The 16,261-nt window shown below is 59.4% G+C and carries 14 protein-coding genes; all 14 read right to left on the bottom strand.

The window, feature by feature from the left end; translation table 11 throughout:
* Positions 1–2: 2 nt before the first annotated feature.
* The 14 genes from nuoJ to purB all read right to left on the bottom strand — a co-directional run bounded on the left by nuoJ (position 3) and on the right by purB (position 16,251).
* Positions 3–506, bottom strand: a complete 504-nt coding sequence (gene nuoJ, locus BMS17_RS23170; RefSeq protein ID WP_033057072.1) for an NADH-quinone oxidoreductase subunit J — start codon at positions 504–506, stop codon at positions 3–5.
* A 9-nt stretch (positions 507–515) separates the two neighbouring features.
* Positions 516–1,061, bottom strand: a complete 546-nt coding sequence (gene nuoI / locus BMS17_RS23175; RefSeq protein WP_007946418.1) for an NADH-quinone oxidoreductase subunit NuoI — start codon at positions 1,059–1,061, stop codon at positions 516–518.
* A 12-nt stretch (positions 1,062–1,073) separates the two neighbouring features.
* Positions 1,074–2,081 carry an NADH-quinone oxidoreductase subunit NuoH gene (gene nuoH, locus BMS17_RS23180; RefSeq protein WP_007946419.1) on the bottom strand — a complete coding sequence of 336 codons (1,008 nt, stop codon included), beginning with the start codon at positions 2,079–2,081 and terminating at the stop codon, positions 1,074–1,076.
* Positions 2,078–4,792, bottom strand: coding sequence for an NADH-quinone oxidoreductase subunit NuoG (gene nuoG / locus BMS17_RS23185; RefSeq protein WP_077431872.1), 2,715 nt, complete (start codon positions 4,790–4,792; stop codon positions 2,078–2,080). The genes nuoH and nuoG overlap by 4 nt, the downstream gene beginning before the upstream one ends.
* Before the next feature lie 137 nt (positions 4,793–4,929).
* The gene (gene nuoF, locus BMS17_RS23190) at positions 4,930–6,285 is read right to left on the bottom strand and encodes an NADH-quinone oxidoreductase subunit NuoF (protein ID WP_046032490.1); all 1,356 of its coding nucleotides are present in this window, start codon (positions 6,283–6,285) and stop codon (positions 4,930–4,932) included.
* On the bottom strand, positions 6,282–6,779 hold the full coding sequence (gene nuoE, locus BMS17_RS23195; RefSeq protein WP_008020715.1) for an NADH-quinone oxidoreductase subunit NuoE: 498 nt from the start codon (positions 6,777–6,779) through the stop codon (positions 6,282–6,284). The genes nuoF and nuoE overlap by 4 nt, the downstream gene beginning before the upstream one ends.
* A gap of 2 nt (positions 6,780–6,781) precedes the next feature.
* The gene (gene nuoC / locus BMS17_RS23200; protein WP_046032489.1) at positions 6,782–8,566 is read right to left on the bottom strand and encodes an NADH-quinone oxidoreductase subunit C/D; all 1,785 of its coding nucleotides are present in this window, start codon (positions 8,564–8,566) and stop codon (positions 6,782–6,784) included.
* A 73-nt stretch (positions 8,567–8,639) separates the two neighbouring features.
* A complete protein-coding gene (locus tag BMS17_RS23205; protein ID WP_007946424.1) occupies positions 8,640–9,314 on the bottom strand; it encodes an NADH-quinone oxidoreductase subunit B family protein in 675 nt (224 codons plus the stop codon).
* A gap of 10 nt (positions 9,315–9,324) precedes the next feature.
* Positions 9,325–9,738 carry an NADH-quinone oxidoreductase subunit A gene (locus BMS17_RS23210; RefSeq protein ID WP_003223812.1) on the bottom strand — a complete coding sequence of 138 codons (414 nt, stop codon included), beginning with the start codon at positions 9,736–9,738 and terminating at the stop codon, positions 9,325–9,327.
* A gap of 689 nt (positions 9,739–10,427) precedes the next feature.
* The gene (aceA, locus tag BMS17_RS23215; protein WP_008032724.1) at positions 10,428–11,753 is read right to left on the bottom strand and encodes an isocitrate lyase; all 1,326 of its coding nucleotides are present in this window, start codon (positions 11,751–11,753) and stop codon (positions 10,428–10,430) included.
* A 475-nt stretch (positions 11,754–12,228) separates the two neighbouring features.
* The gene (locus BMS17_RS23220; RefSeq protein WP_046032488.1) at positions 12,229–12,990 is read right to left on the bottom strand and encodes a secretin N-terminal domain-containing protein; all 762 of its coding nucleotides are present in this window, start codon (positions 12,988–12,990) and stop codon (positions 12,229–12,231) included.
* Positions 12,991–13,206: 216 nt separating this feature from the next.
* Positions 13,207–13,632 carry a GNAT family N-acetyltransferase gene (locus BMS17_RS23225; protein WP_046032487.1) on the bottom strand — a complete coding sequence of 142 codons (426 nt, stop codon included), beginning with the start codon at positions 13,630–13,632 and terminating at the stop codon, positions 13,207–13,209.
* Complete coding sequence (locus BMS17_RS23230; protein WP_046032486.1) at positions 13,625–14,794, bottom strand: cupin domain-containing protein; 1,170 nt, start codon at positions 14,792–14,794, stop codon at positions 13,625–13,627. Before BMS17_RS23230 ends, BMS17_RS23225 begins: the two co-directional genes overlap by 8 nt.
* 86 nt (positions 14,795–14,880) lie before the next feature.
* Positions 14,881–16,251: an adenylosuccinate lyase gene (purB, locus tag BMS17_RS23235; protein ID WP_046032485.1), complete on the bottom strand. Its 1,371-nt coding sequence runs from the start codon at positions 16,249–16,251 to the stop codon at positions 14,881–14,883.
* Between the last annotated feature and the right edge of the window lie 10 nt (positions 16,252–16,261).

Below are 16,261 nucleotides of genomic sequence, written 5' to 3' on the forward strand. Positions count from 1 at the left end.
CGTCATTGCTCCTTGGCTTCGTTGCGGCCCAAGTGGAACGCCGTGACAGCTGCGGCGAGCAGCAACATCGAGGCGAGTTCGACCACCAGCAGATAAGGACCGAACAGGCTGATGCCCACGGCCTTGGCGTCTACGGTGGTGTGGCCGACGGCCTGGCCGCTGGAATGGCTGAACAGCACGTACAGCAGTTCAACCAGCAGCAGGGCGCCGAGAGCAACCGGGCCAAGCCAGATACCGGGCTTGAGCCAGACGCGCTCTTGCTGAACCGAGGCCGGGCCCAGGTTCAGCATCATCACCACGAACACGAACAGCACCATGATGGCGCCAGCGTAGGCGATCACTTCCAGTACACCGGCAAACGGTGCGCCGAGGGCGAAGAACGTCATGGCCACGGCGATCAGCGAAATGATCAGGTAGAGCAGGGCGTGCACAGGGTTGGTGTTGGTGATCACGCGAAGCGTGGACACCACAGCGATACCCGATGCGAAATAGAAAGCGAATTCCATCTTTCTTCCTTAAGGCAGCAAGCTCTTCACGTTGATCGGCTGGGCTTCATTCTGCGCGGAGCCTTTCGGCTTTCCGGCAATCGCCATACCTGCAACACGATAGAAGTTGTAATCAGGGTTTTTGCCGGGGCCGGAGATCAGCAGATCTTCTTTCTCGTAAACCAAGTCCTGACGTTTGAACTCGGCCATCTCGAAATCCGGTGTGAGCTGGATCGCGGTGGTCGGGCAGGCTTCCTCGCAGAGGCCGCAGAAAATGCAGCGCGAGAAGTTGATGCGGAAGAAGTCCGGGTACCAGCGACCGTCTTCGGTTTCAGCTTTCTGCAGCGAGATGCAACCCACCGGGCATGCCACGGCGCACAGGTTGCAGGCTACACAACGCTCCTCGCCATCAGGGTCGCGGGTCAGGACGATACGACCACGGTAGCGCGGCGGCAGGTACACGGCTTCTTCCGGGTACTGCAGCGTGTCGCGCTTGCGGAAGGCGTGGCCGAAAATCATCACCAGGCTGCGAAGCTGGGTGAAGAAGCCATGCACGATGTCAAATATGTACTTCATGATTCTCTATCCTCACTGAGCCGCGACGGCGGGCGTGTTGAGCAACACGATCGCAGCGGTCACCAGCATGTTGACGAGGGTCAGCGGCAGGCAGAACTTCCAGCTGAAGTCCATCACTTGGTCATACCGTGGGCGCGGAATCGAGGCGCGCAGCAGGATGAAGATCATGATGAAGAACGCGGTTTTCATTGCAAACCAGATGAACGGGATCTGCGGCAGGATGCCGAACGGGCCGTGCCAGCCACCGAAGAACAAGGTCACCAGCAGCGCTGAGATCAGCACGATGCCGATGTACTCACCGACGAAGAACATGCCCCATTTCATGCCGGCGTATTCAATGTGGTAACCGTCGGCCAGTTCCTGTTCCGCTTCCGGCTGGTCGAACGGGTGACGGTGAGTCACGGCCACGCCAGCGATGAAGAAGGTCAGGAAACCGAAGATCTGCGGAATGATGAACCACAGGTTCTGAGCCTGGTAATCAACGATGTCGCGCATGTTGAACGAGCCGACCTGGATCACGATGCCCATCAGCGACAGGCCCATGAACACTTCGTACGACACAGTTTGCGCCGAGGCCCGCAAGCTGCCCAGCAGGGCAAACTTGTTGTTACTCGACCAACCGGCGAACAACACCGCGTAGACCGACAGACCGGCCATGGCGAAGAAGAACAGGATACCGATGTTCAGATCCGCCACGCCCCAGGTCGGGGTGATCGGGATGATCGCGAAGGCAATCAGCAGGGCGCTCATGGCCACGACTGGTGCCAGGGTGAAGATCATCTTGTCGGCGAACGGCGGGGTCCAGTCCTCCTTGAAGAACATCTTGATCATGTCGGCCGCGATCTGGAACGCGCCGAACGGGCCGACGCGGTTCGGACCGTAACGGTCCTGCCAGAGGGCGAGCAAACGACGCTCGACCCAGCTCAGCAGCGCGCCGCACACCACCACGGCGAGCAGAATCACGATGGCCTGAATGACTGCGATGATCACGTCGATCACTTCAGGAGTGAACCAAGTCATTGCGCTGCCTCCTGCAGACCATCAACGGATTTGCCAAAGATCGCTGGCGGAATGCCGGCGATGCCCGCAGGCAATGCAACCAGACCGGCACCCAGCTCTTCGTTGATGCGCAGCGGCAGACGCAAGGTCTGGCCAGCGACGTTCAAGCTGAGCATGGCGCCGTCGTTGACACCCAGGCGGTCGGCTTCGGACTTGGCCAATGCGACGTAGGCGGCTGGAATGCGTTCCTGAACCGGCGCGGCTTTCGAAGAGGTCTCTTCGCTGCCCAGCAGGTGGAAGAACGGCACAACCTGCCAGGTGCCCGGAGCCGGGTTGAACGCGCGCGGAACACTGGCGAACCAGTTCAGCGAGTCACCGGTGCTTTCGATCAGGCGGGTGCCCGGGTCGCCAGCGCGGATGTGACCACCGACTTCGTCCTGGAACTTGTTCCAGGCTTGCGGCGAGTTCCAGCCCGGAGACCAGGCGAATGGCACTTGCTGACGCGGTTCGACCGAGCCCGAGTAACCTTCCATCGAGAAGTTGAACGCGGTGTCGTTGTCTTGCGGAGTACGCGGTTCGTGCACGTTGATGTCGGCGCGCATGGCGGTACGACCGGAGTAACGCAGTGGTTCGCGGGCCAGCTTCATGCCTTTGATGCGGAACGAGGCGGACGGTGCGGCATCGACGATGGGGTTCAGAATCGAAGTGCTGGAAGCAACGGCAGCGGTGGCGTGGTCCAGTTGGGTCCAGTCGATCGGCTGGTTCAACAGGGTTGCGCGCAGGGCATGCAGCCAGCGCCAGCCTTCGTGAACCAGGATGCTCGCGTCCATGTACTTCGGATCAAACACCTGGAAGAAGCGCTGGGCGCGGCCTTCCTGGCTGACCAGCGTACCGTCGCCTTCAGCGAAGCTGGCGGCTGGCAGAACCAGGTGCGCGCGATCGCTGGTGGCGGTCTTCTGATGGTCGGCGACGATCAGCACTTTGGCGGCGGTCAGGGCAGCATCGACCTTGGCTTTGTCGGTACGGGTATACAGATCGTTTTCCAGCACGACGATGGCGTCGGCTTTACCGTCGATCACGGCTTGCAGCGCGGCGTCGACCGATTCGCCACCGAGCATGGCCAGGCCGAGGCTGTTGGCCTCTGGCACGATCAGGCTGATGGAACCGTTCTTCTCGCGCAGCTTCAGAGCCTTGGCGATGTTCGCGGCAGCTTCGATCAAGGCTTTGGAGCCCAGGGAAGTACCGGCGATGATCAATGGACGCTTGGCGGCGAGCAGGGCGTCGGCAATGCGCTTGGCCAGTTCGAGGGCTTCAGCGTCCAGGCCTTCAACGGCCGGAGCGTTGGCGTCGAGGGCGTGAGCCACGGCGAAACCGATGCGGGCCAGGTCGTCGGGAGCGGCGTGAACGCACTCTTCGGCGATGTCGTCGAGCTTGGTTTCAGCCAGGCTGGCGATGAACAGCGGGTTCATCGCGTGCTGACCGATGTTCTTCACGGCGGCGTCGAGCCAAGGCTGAACGCGCATGGCGTCGGCCATGTCTTCGGCTTTGCCTTTGACCGATTGACGCAGGGACAGGGCCATGCGGGCTGCGGTCTGGGTCAGGTCTTCACCGAGGACGAACACGGCGTCGTGGTCTTCGATGTCGCGCATGTTCGGGATCGGCAGCGGGCTGTCTTTCAACACCTGCATGACCAGACGAATGCGCTCCAGCTCGGCCGCTTCGATACCGGAGTAGAAGTGCTCGGCGCCGACCAGTTCGCGCAACGCGTAGTTGCTTTCGAGGCTGGCACGTGGCGAACCGATACCGACGATGTTGCGACCGCGCAGCAGGTCAGCGGCTTTGTCCAGCGCTTCGTCGAGGCTCAGCTTGGCGCCGTTGGCCAGCAGTGGCTGACGCGGGCGGTCTTCGCGGTTGACGTAGCCATAGCCAAAACGGCCACGGTCGCACAGGAAGTACTGGTTTACCGAACCGTTGAAACGGTTTTCGATACGACGCAGTTCGCCGTAACGCTCGCCCGGGGAGATGTTGCAACCGCTGGAGCAGCCATGGCAGATGCTCGGCGAGAACTGCATGTCCCACTTGCGGTTGTAGCGCTCGGAGTGAGTCTTGTCGGTGAACACACCGGTCGGGCAGACCTCGGTGAGGTTGCCGGAGAACTCGCTTTCCAGGGTGCCGTCTTCAACGCGACCGAAGTACACGTTGTCGTGGGCGCCGAATACACCCAAGTCGGTGCCGCCGGCGTAATCCTTATAGAAGCGTACGCAGCGGTAGCAAGCGATGCAGCGGTTCATTTCGTGGGAAATGAACGGGCCCAGTTGCTGGTTCTGGTGAGTACGCTTGGTGAAGCGGTAACGGCGCTCGTTGTGGCCGGTCATTACCGTCATGTCTTGCAGGTGGCAGTGACCGCCTTCTTCGCACACAGGGCAGTCGTGCGGGTGGTTGGTCATCAGCCATTCAACAACACTGGCGCGGAAGGCTTTGGATTCTTCATCTTCGATGGAGATCCAGGTGCCATCGGTTGCAGGGGTCATGCAGGACATGACGATACGACCGCGGGTGTCGTTTTCGTCGGTGTACTGCTTGACCGCGCACTGGCGGCAAGCACCAACGCTGCCTAGGGCTGGGTGCCAGCAGAAATACGGGATATCGAGGCCTAGCGACAGACATGCCTGTAACAGGTTGTCTGCCCCATCGACTTCGAGCTCTTTGCCGTCTACGTGGATAGTGGCCATGGTTCAAAGTTCTTCGTTGGCCCGGTGTCAGCGGGCGTGGCTAATGGAATCTTGTTATTCGCGTGAATCAACACAGCCGTTCAAGGCGTCATCACACGAGAAGGCGAACGGCACGGACCGTTCACCTTTTTTAAGCGTTAAGCGCCGACTACGATCGGCCTTGCCAGAGGCGGGACGACGGCGCTGACAGGCGCGATGCCGGCTTCGAACTCATGGCGGAAGTATTTGATTGCGCTGCCCAACGGCTCCACGGCGCCCGGTGCGTGAGCACAGAAGGTCTTGCCTGGGCCGAGGAAGCCGACCAGACCCAGCAGGGTCTCGATGTCGCCGGCTTGCCCTTCACCGTTCTCGATCGCACGCAGGAGCTTGACGCTCCACGGCAAACCGTCACGGCACGGGGTGCAGAAGCCGCAGGATTCGCGGGAGAAGAACTCTTCCATGTTGCGCAGCAGGGAAACCATATTGACGCTGTCGTCGACCGCCATGGCCAGGCCAGTACCCATACGGGTGCCCACCTTGGCGATGCCGCCGGCGTACATTTGTGCGTCCAGGTGTTCCGGCAACAGGAAACCGGTACCGGCGCCGCCTGGCTGCCAGGCCTTGAGCTTGTAACCGTCGCGCATGCCGCCAGCGTAGTCTTCGAACAACTCGCGACCGGTGACGCCGAACGGCAATTCCCACAGGCCCGGGTTCTTGACCTTGCCGGAGAAGCCCATGAGCTTGGTGCCCATGTCTTCACTGCCTTCGCGGGCCAACGATTTGTACCAGTCCACGCCGTCGGCGATGATCGCCGGGACGTTGCACAGGGTTTCCACGTTGTTCACGCAAGTCGGCTTGCCCCAAACGCCAACGGCGGCAGGGAAGGGCGGCTTGGAGCGCGGGTTGGCGCGGCGGCCTTCGAGGGAGTTGATCAGTGCGGTTTCTTCACCGCAGATGTAACGCCCGGCACCGGTGTGGACGAACAGCTCGAAATCGAAGCCGCTGCCCAGGATGTTTTTACCCAGCAGGCCAGCTGCCTTGGCTTCTTCCACGGCACGGTTCAGGTGCTTGGCGGCGGTGGTGTACTCGCCACGCAGGAAGATGTAGCCACGGTAGGTTTTCAGCGCGCGAGCACTGATCAGCATGCCTTCGATCAGCAGATGGGGCAGTTGCTCCATCAGCATGCGGTCTTTCCAGGTGTTCGGTTCCATTTCATCCGCGTTGCACAGCAGGTAACGGATGTTGATGGATTCGTCTTTGGGCATCAGGCCCCACTTAACGCCCGTGGGGAAGCCTGCACCGCCGCGACCTTTGAGGCCGGAGTCTTTCACGGTCTGGACGATGTCGTCCTGAGCCATGTCGGCGAAGGCCTTGCGCGCTGCGGCGTAACCGTTCTTGGCCTGGTACTCGTCGAGCCACACGGCTTCGCCGTCGTCACGCAGACGCCAGGTCAACGGGTGAGTCTCGGCCGAACGCTTGATGCGGTTGGCAGGACCGAAGGAAGTCAGGGTCATACGTAGCCCTCGAGCAATTTGGCAACGCCGGCTGGCTGCACATCACCGAAAGTGTCGTCGTCGATCATCAACGCCGGCGCCTTGTCGCAGTTGCCGAGGCAGCAGACCGGCAGCAGGGTGAAACGACCGTCGGCGGTGGTCTGACCCAGGCCGATGCCCAGCTTGCTCTGGATTTCGCTGACCACGGACTCGTGGCCGCCGATGTAGCAGACCATGCTGTCGCAGACGCGAATGATGTGACGGCCCACTGGCTGACGGAAGATCTGGCTATAGAACGTAGCCACGCCTTCAACGTCGCTGGCCGGAATGCCGAGGATCTCGCCGATGGCGTACAAGGCGCCGTCCGGCACCCAGCCACGTTCCTTCTGGACGATCTTCAGGGCTTCGATCGACGCCGCGCGCGGGTCTTCGTAGTGATGCAGCTCGTGCTCGATGGCCGAGCGCTCGGTTTCACTCAAGGTGAAACGGTCTGTCTGGATAAGCGTGCTATTCATGCTTAGCGGTCCACGTCGGCCATAACGAAATCGATACTACCCAGGTACGCAATCAAGTCCGCGACCATGCTGCCTTTGATCACCGAAGGGATCTGCTGCAGGTGCGGGAAGCTTGGGGTACGAATCCGGGTGCGGTAGCTCATGGTGCCGCCATCGCTCGTCAGGTAATAACTGTTGATGCCCTTGGTCGCTTCGATCATCTGGAAGGATTCGTTGGCCGGCATGACCGGGCCCCACGAAACTTGCAGGAAGTGCGTGATCAGGGTCTCGATGTGTTGCAGCGTGCGCTCTTTCGGCGGCGGCGTGGTCAGCGGGTGATCCGCCTTGTACGGGCCTTCCGGCATGTTGCGCATGCACTGCTCGATGATCTTGATGCTCTGGCGCATTTCTTCGACGCGCACAATGCAGCGGTCGTAGGCATCGCCGTTGGCCGCCAGCGGCACTTCGAATTCGAAGTTTTCGTAACCGGAGTATGGACGAGCTTTACGCAGGTCGAAGTCGCAACCGGTCGAACGCAGGCCGGCACCGGTGACGCCCCATTCCAGGGCTTCCTTGGTGTTGTAGGCGGCGACGCCGATGGTCCGGCCACGCAGGATGCTGTTGTCCAGGGCGGCTTTCTGGTATTCGTCCAGTCGCTTTGGCATCCACTCGACGAAGTCTTTCACCAGTTTTTCCCAGCCGCGCGGCAGGTCGTGAGCGACGCCACCAATGCGGTACCAGGCCGGGTGCAGACGGAAACCGGTAATGGCTTCGATCACCGTGTACGCCTTCTGACGGTCGGTGAACGTGAAGAACACCGGGGTCATGGCGCCGACGTCCTGGATGTAAGTCCCCAGGAACAGCAGGTGGCTGGTGATACGGAAGAACTCGGCCATCATGATGCGGATGACGTCGACCTTCTCGGGCACCTTGATACCGGCCAGCTTCTCGACCGAGAGCACGTACGGCAGGTTGTTCATCACACCGCCGAGGTAGTCGATACGGTCGGTGTACGGGATGAAACTGTGCCAGGACTGACGCTCGGCCATTTTTTCGGCACCACGGTGGTGGTAACCGACGTCCGGCACGCAGTCGACGATCTCTTCACCGTCCAGCTGCAGGATGATGCGGAACGCACCGTGCGCGGAAGGGTGGTTGGGACCGAGGTTGAGGAACATGTAGTCCTCGTTCGCACCGGAACGCTTCATGCCCCAGTCTTCAGGCTTGAAGCGCGCGGCTTCTTCCTCAAGCTGTTGCTTGGCCAGGTTCAGGGTGAACGGGTCGAACTCGGTGGCACGGGCCGGGAAGTCCTTGCGCAGCGGGTGACCTTCCCAGGTCGGCGGCATCATGATGCGGGTCAGGTGCGGGTGACCGGCAAAGTTGATGCCGTACATGTCCCACACTTCACGCTCGTACCAGTTGGCGTTCGGCCACAGACCGGTCACGGTCGGCACGTTGAGGTCGCCCTCGGACAAGGCGACCTTGATCATTACGTCACTATTACGTTCGATCGACATCAAGTGGTAGAACACAGTGAAGTCGGCGCCACTTGGCAGCCCTTGACGCTTGGTGCGCAGACGCTCGTCCACGCCGTGCAGGTCATAGAGCATGACGTACGGCTTGGGCAGGTTACGCAGGAATGTCAGGACTTCGACGAGTTTGGCACGCGCAACCCAAAGCACCGGCATGCCGGTGCGGGTAGGTTGGGCGGTGAACGCCTCCGGGCCAAAACGGTTGTTCAGTTCGACGACCACATCCTGGTCGTCTGCCTTGTAAGGCGGGATGTACAGAGCACTGCCTGTAGTCATGGTTATTTATCGCTTTCGGTCAACGTAAAGAATGAAGCCAGGTTCTCGTTCTATAGAAAGAAGCAGATCTGGATCAGACTTCGTCGGGGCTGCGCAGGTTGGTGACTGCGATTCGCTGTTCGCGGCGCTTTTCCTTTTCGGAAGGCATCTCGGCGCGATACACGCCTTGATCACCAACGACCCAGGAAAGCGGACGACGCTCCTGTCCAATCGACTCTTGCAAGAGCATCAAACCTTGCAGAAAAGCTTCAGGGCGGGGCGGGCAGCCAGGCACGTAGACGTCCACGGGCAGGAACTTGTCCACCCCTTGAACGACGGAGTAGATGTCGTACATGCCACCGGAGTTGGCGCACGAACCCATGGAGATAACCCATTTAGGTTCGAGCATTTGCTCGTAGAGACGCTGAATGATCGGCGCCATCTTGATGAAGCAGGTACCGGCGATAACCATGAAATCCGCCTGACGCGGCGATGCCCGGATAACCTCGGCGCCAAAGCGCGCGATGTCGTGGGGCGCCGTGAAGGCAGTGGTCATTTCCACGTAGCAGCACGAAAGACCGAAGTTATACGGCCACAGGGAGTTCTTGCGCCCCCAGTTGATCGTGCCGTTAAGCACGTCTTCGAGCTTGCCCATGAAAATGTTTTTGTGGACTTGATCTTCTAACGGATCGGAAACGGTTTCCCGTTCGCCAATCGGATACTGCTCGTTAGGAGCATCGGGGTCGATCCTGGTGAGATTGTATTGCATTGCCAAAGCCTCATTGTTTCAGCTTCGCTTGTCGCTTACGACGAGCTTCCGGAGCCCAGTCAAGGGCGCCCACTCGGAATAGGTAGACAAGGCCTGCCAACAGAATTGCTATGAAAACGAGAGCTTCGACGAATCCGGTCCAGCCGCTTTCGCGGACGGACACAGACCATGCAAAGAGAAAGAGGGCTTCGATATCGAAGATCACGAAGAGCATCGCGACCAGATAGAATTTGGCTGAGAGCCGCAGACGGGCGCCACCTGTAGGCAGCATGCCGGATTCGAACGGTTCGTTTTTGCTGCGGCCCCAGGCTTTTGACCCGAGGAGGCTGGAAACGCCGAGCATGAAGGCGCAAAGGCCGACGACGCCCAGAAGGAAAATGGCAAAGCCCCAGTTGTGGGCCATGAGTCCTGTCGCTTCGGGCATGCTGGTAATCCTTAACAGAGAGCAAAGGTCTCTGAGCTTAAAAAAGTAACAACGCAGTGACGATATGTCGCAGCAATCAATCCCGCTGATTTTATGGCTAAACACCCAGCAAGTAAAATTCCTATAGCGAAATTATTTATAGGAATAAGGACATAGCGCACCTCCAAAGCCCCGCAGCCCATGCGCTTCGGGCATTAGCCGGGATTTCATTAATTATGTTTTGCGCAGCGCGTAACGAACATGGTTGCGGCTAAATGATAATCAATATTGTTTGCAGTGATTTTTAAACAGTTTAGCGAGTAGGCGATCAGGAAGTTGCCTTATATGCGCGTTACTGCAAGTAGCGAGCGGGGTTGTTTTACCCTGTTTTCCTAATCGGGAAAATGCTCAGGATCAATGATTTTCCGCACAAAATCCGGCGTGCACGATCCCTGTAGCAGCTGCCGAAGGCTGCGTTCGGCTGCGCAGCCGTCGTAAAACCCGAGTGCACGGTGAAACAGGCACAACACGGTGGATGGTTTCGCGAGGACTTCGTCCTCGAACGCAGCCTTCGGCCGCTGCTACAGGGTTGTGATGGCCTACAAATCGTAGGCAAAAAAACGCCCCGAACCAGTCGGGGCGTCAGATGTGCAGCGTTGCGGTTAGCTTTTTACTCGGTCCGCAGCGGCCACTTGTTCAGGTGAAGCAGATCAGTGGAACTGTTCTTCTTCAGTCGAACCGGTCAGTGCGGTTACCGAAGACGAGCCGCCCTGAATCACGGTGGTCATGTCGTCGAAGTAGCCGGTGCCCACTTCCTGCTGGTGAGCCACGAAGGTGTAACCCTTGGCAGCGTCAGCGAACTCTTGCTCTTGCAGCTTCACGTAGGCAGTCATGTCGTTGCGGGCGTAGTCGTGCGCCAGGTTGAACATGCTGTGCCACATGTTGTGAATGCCGGCCAGGGTGATGAACTGGTGCTTGTAACCCATGGCGGACAGTTCGCGCTGGAACTTGGCGATGGTCGCGTCGTCCAGGTTTTTCTTCCAGTTGAAGGAAGGCGAGCAGTTGTACGACAGCAGTTGGTCCGGGTATTCCTTTTTGATCGCTTCAGCGAAGCGGCGAGCCTCGTCCAGGTCTGGCTTGGCGGTTTCGCACCAGATCAGGTCGGCGTACGGAGCGTAAGCCAGGCCGCGAGCGATGGCCTGGTCCAGACCGGCGCGCACTTTGTAGAAGCCTTCCTGGGTACGTTCGCCAGTGACGAACGGCTGGTCGTACGGGTCGCAATCGGAAGTCAGCAGGTCAGCTGCGTTAGCGTCGGTACGGGCCAGGATGATGGTCGGAGTACCGGCAACGTCAGCGGCCAGGCGAGCAGCGGTCAGCTTCTGTACGGCTTCCTGGGTAGGAACCAGTACCTTGCCGCCCATGTGGCCGCATTTTTTCACCGAAGCCAGTTGGTCTTCGAAGTGAACGCCGGCGGCGCCTGCTTCGATCATGCTCTTCATCAGCTCGTAAGCGTTCAGTACGCCGCCGAAACCGGCTTCGGCGTCAGCTACGATCGGAGCGAAGTAGTCGATGTAGCCTTCGTCGCCCGGGCCTTTGCCGGCTTTCCACTGGATCTGGTCAGCACGACGGAACGAGTTGTTGATGCGCTTGACCACGGTTGGAACCGAATCCACCGGGTACAGCGACTGATCCGGGTACATCGATTCAGCGGAGTTGTTGTCCGCCGCAACCTGCCAGCCCGACAGGTAGATCGCCTGGATACCGGCTTTAACTTGTTGTACAGCCTGGCCGCCGGTCAGGGCGCCCATGCAGTTAACGAAATCTTTCTCAGGGCGGAAGGACGGCTTGGCACCCTGGGTAACCAGGTTCCAGAGCTTCTCGGCGCCCAGTTTTGCAAAGGTGTGCTCAGGTTGAACCGAGCCACGCAGGCGGACGACGTCAGCAGCGGAGTAAGCGCGTGTCACGCCTTTCCAGCGTGGGTTTTCAGCCCAGTCTTTTTCGAGGGCTGCAATTTGCTGTTCGCGTGTCAGTGCCATGGAGATAAACCTCGTCGCGTCTTTACGGAAAGTTGTGCTGCTGTGGAAAATTCATGCTGCGCGCTGACCAGAAGCTTTGGCGGTCAAGTCGGATTTGGCGGGGGTGGCGACGGGATGAACGATGGGCTCGAGGGGAAGTGAGCAGGTAAGGGCGAGCTGGCGAGCGCATTCGGGCATCGTGGGCCTTGGTGCGAACTACAGTGAGTAGCCGGGTTACCTAATTACGCTTCCGTCCCTCGGGACAACTTCGTTCCAGTCGGCAACCTCGTCAAACACACCTTGTGGGCGGTACAGACACGAAGCGGCTCGCGGGGTAGGTGCGAGCATCGCCTCGAAGGCCCTTGCCAGGGCCTCTGATTAGCGGGAGCGAGGCCATCATGCCTTTGCTTTTTTCGATCGTCAAACGTTTTGTAGTGCTTTTTTTCAAGCACTACATCTTTGGTCTAATAAGACTAATCAGTCAGTTATTGGTGCTTTAGTCCAAGGTGTCGACTTTCACCCGCAAAGTCATGTCGTTGCGACTCTGGGTTGAGTAGCTGCGGGTCATGGCCTGTTTGTCGGCCTGGGTCTGGCCGTTCATCCCGGCCAGCAGGATCCACTCACCGAGGCGTCCGGTGACAGTTGTGTCGGTACTTTGCACGTTCACTACATCGGGCCGTTCCTGGCTCATGCGGTCACGGTTTGTGCTGATTGCCAGGTGAACGATGTCGCCGGTGACGCTGGCGGTGACGTAGAAGCCTTGAGTGACGTTGCGGTATTCGGTCTGGCTGCGCAAATCACCGTAGGAGTCGGTTTGCGAGCTGATGAGTGGAACGCTCTGGCCCACCTGAATCAGTGCGGGGGTGCCTTCGTTGGCCTGGACCTGTTGGATGCCGCCGTCACGGCTGTCAGTGCTGTGATTGATGATTCGGGTCTGGCTCGGCTTGGCGCTGTTTACCGAGTAGCCCTGATCGCCCTGGAAGTTGTTTTCATTGGTGTCGACGGTGATCAGCAGGCGTTTGGGTTGGGTATCAAGTTGTGCGATCAGCGCTTTAAGTTCGTCGATTTTGCGTTGATCGGCATTGATGATCAGTTGATTGCCGTAGGCGCTGACCTGTCCTTCCTTGCCAATGAAATCCTGCGCCATGGGCAGCATGTCAGCACTGGTACGGAAGCTCAGCGGCACGATCTCGGTGGCCGCCATGGCCGAAAAACTGCAAGCCAACAGCAAGGTGGTGAGCAGGGTGCGTAGGGACATATCCGTTATCTCCGACATCTTGAAGTGTTGATAGTGCCAGTTTGTCGGCCCGGCGTGGGGCAAGTTGAATCTTAGACAGCAAAACGCCCCGGCATCCGAAGATGGCGGGGCGTTTTGTGTGTTCTTGCGGGCCTCATCGCGAGCAAGCTCGGCTCCTACAGGTATCGCGCTGAATCTGTAGGAGCCGGGCTTGCCTGCGATGGCAGCGCTTCGGTCTCACGCGGAGTGCCGCACCATGTCCACATGCGGAATCCCGGCTTCCAGGAACTCCTCGCTGACCATGCTGAAACCCAGGCGCTCATAGAACGCCGTGGCTTGCACTTGTGCGCTGAGCATTTGCTGCTTCAGCCCACGTTTTTCGGCTTCGCCGATCACCGCTTGCATCAGTGCATCGCCGACCTTCAAGCCGCGCCAGTCCTTGAGTACCGAGACCCGGCCAATGTGCCCATCGGGCAGCAGGCGGGCGGTGCCTATCGGAAAGTCGCCTTCGAAGGCCAGGAAATGCACCGCGGTTGCGTCATCAGCATCCCATTCCAGCTCAGGTGGAACGGATTGCTCGGCGATGAACACCGTCTCACGAATGCGCCGGATCTCGGCGATATCCTTCTGCCAGTCTGCGACACGTACGTGAATTTTATTCATCAGCAAACCCCAGGCTGCCTTGCTTGATCAGTTCGCACAGCAGGCCACGACCGTCTTCATCGGTCAGCCACGCGCCGAGGTTGTCGATGTGCAGTGCGTCGGCAGCGCAAATCAACTTCAGCAGTTCGCGCAGCTTGCCTGGCAGGTAACGGCTTTGGCCGCTGGCAAACAGCAGCAGGTCGTCATCGACTTCGGACCAGGCCAGGCGCGCACTTGGGTTGCGGATCAGTACGGCACCTTGCTCCAGGCTGGCGAGCAGGTCGTCTTCTTCGATCTCTTCCGGGCCGACCACCAGTTCTGGATAGCGCGGCTCGGTCATGTACTGGCCAAACCAGGTCAGCAGCAGACGCTCGTCGCTCATGTGCTCGGCCAGAAGGCTTTTGAGGCGATCAAGGGCGTCATGCTGGATCTGGTGAGGATCAACCGCTGGCAGGGCGTCGGCGTCGGTGTAACGCTCTTCGTCTGTCAGGAACTGGCTGAGGAAGTCGGTGAAGTGGGTCAACACTTCAGCGGCGCTCGGCGCACGGAAACCCACGGAATACGTCATGCAATCATCGACGGCCACGCCGCAGTGGGCCAGGCGTGGCGGCAGATACAGCATGTCGCCCGGTTCCAGGACCCATTCAGCGGTCTCTTCGAATTCCGCCAGGATGCGCAGGTCGGCGTGTTGCAGCAGCGGGCTCTCGGAATCGCACATCTGGCCGATTTTCCAGTTGCGCTTGCCATGGCCTTGCAGCAGGAATACGTCGTAGTTGTCGAAGTGTGGACCGACGCTGCCACCTGGGGCTGCGAAACTGATCATCACGTCGTCAACGCGCCAGCTCGGCAGAAAGCGGAAGTGTTCCAGCAGCTCGCTCACTTCAGGCACAAACTGATCCACCGCTTGAACCAGCAGGGTCCACTCGCGTTCCGGCAGTTTGCTGAACTCGTCTTCGGCAAACGGGCCGCGACGCAATTCCCAAGGGTGCTCGCCGTGCTCGATCACCAGGCGCGATTCGACTTCTTCTTCCAGCGCCAGACCGGCCAGTTCGTCGGCGTCGATCGGGCTTTCGAAATCAGGAATCGCCTGGCGGATCAGCAGCGGTTTTTTCTGCCAGTAGTCGCGCAGGAACTCGCGTGCCGTGATACCGCCCAGAAGTTGAAGAGGAATGTCAGGATTCATGTGTAACCTATTGAAAAAAAGCACTTTTGAGACAGGAATAAAAACGCCCGGCGCTGCCGGGCGTCTCAAGCGGGGCAAGCGGTCAATCAGATGCGTTTGGCTTGCTCTACAGCGTTACCGATGTAGTTCGCCGGGGTGAGCAATTTCAGCTCGGCCTTGGCGGCGGCTGGCATGTCCAGGCCGTCGATGAAAGTCTGCAACGCTTCAGGGCTGATGCCCTTGCCGCGGGTCAGTTCTTTCAGTTTTTCGTACGGGTTTTCGATGTTGTAGCGGCGCATTACGGTCTGGATCGGCTCGGCCAATACTTCCCAGCAAGCGTCCAGGTCGGCAGCGATCTTCTGGGCATTGAGCTCCAGCTTGCTGATGCCTTTGAGGCTGGCTTCGTACGCGATCACGCTGTGGGCGAAGCCGACACCGAGGTTGCGCAGCACGGTGGAGTCGGTCAGGTCGCGCTGCCAGCGGGAGATTGGCAGCTTGCTCGCCAGGTGCTGGAACAGTGCGTTGGCGATGCCCAGGTTGCCTTCGGAGTTTTCGAAGTCGATCGGGTTGACCTTGTGCGGCATGGTCGACGAACCGATTTCGCCAGCGATGGTGCGCTGTTTGAAATAACCCAGGGAGATGTAGCCCCAGATGTCGCGGTCGAAGTCGATCAGGATGGTGTTGAAGCGCGCGATGGCGTCAAACAGCTCGGCAATGTAGTCGTGCGGTTCGATCTGCGTGGTGTACGGGTTGAAACCCAGGCCCAGTTCGTCTTCGATGAAAGCGCGGGCGTTTTCTTCCCAGTTGATCTCAGGGTAGGCCGACAGGTGAGCGTTGTAGTTGCCGACAGCGCCGTTGATCTTGCCCAGCAGCGGAACGGCAGCGACCTGAGCAATTTGACGCTCCAGGCGGTACACCACGTTCGCCATTTCTTTGCCCAGGGTGGTCGGCGAAGCCGGTTGGCCGTGGGTGCGCGACAACATTGGCACGTCGGCAAAACGGATGGCCAGTTCGCGGATGGCTTCGGCGGTCTGGCGCATCAGCGGCAGCATCACGTCATCACGGCCTTCGCGCAGCATCAGGGCGTGGGACAGGTTGTTGATGTCCTCGCTGGTGCAGGCAAAGTGGATGAATTCGCTGACGGCAGCCAGTTCTGGCAGCTTGGCCGCTTGCTCTTTGAGCAGGTATTCGATGGCTTTAACGTCATGGTTGGTGGTGCGCTCGATCTCTTTGACACGCTCGGCGTGCTCCAGAGAAAAGTTTTCCGCCAGGGTGTTCAGTACAGCGTTGGCTTCGGCGGAGAACGCCGGTACTTCGCTGATGGCAGGATGAGCGGCCAGGCGCTGGAGCCAGCGCACTTCAACCAGAACGCGAGCACGGATCAGGCCGTATTCGCTGAAAATTGGGCGCAGGGCCTGGGTTTTGCCGGCGTAGCGGCCGTCAACAGGGGAAACCGCAGTGAGCGAAGAAAGCTGCATGGGGTGTTCT

Source organism: Pseudomonas sp. C9 (genome assembly GCF_002000165.1).
GTDB lineage: Bacteria > Pseudomonadota > Gammaproteobacteria > Pseudomonadales > Pseudomonadaceae > Aquipseudomonas.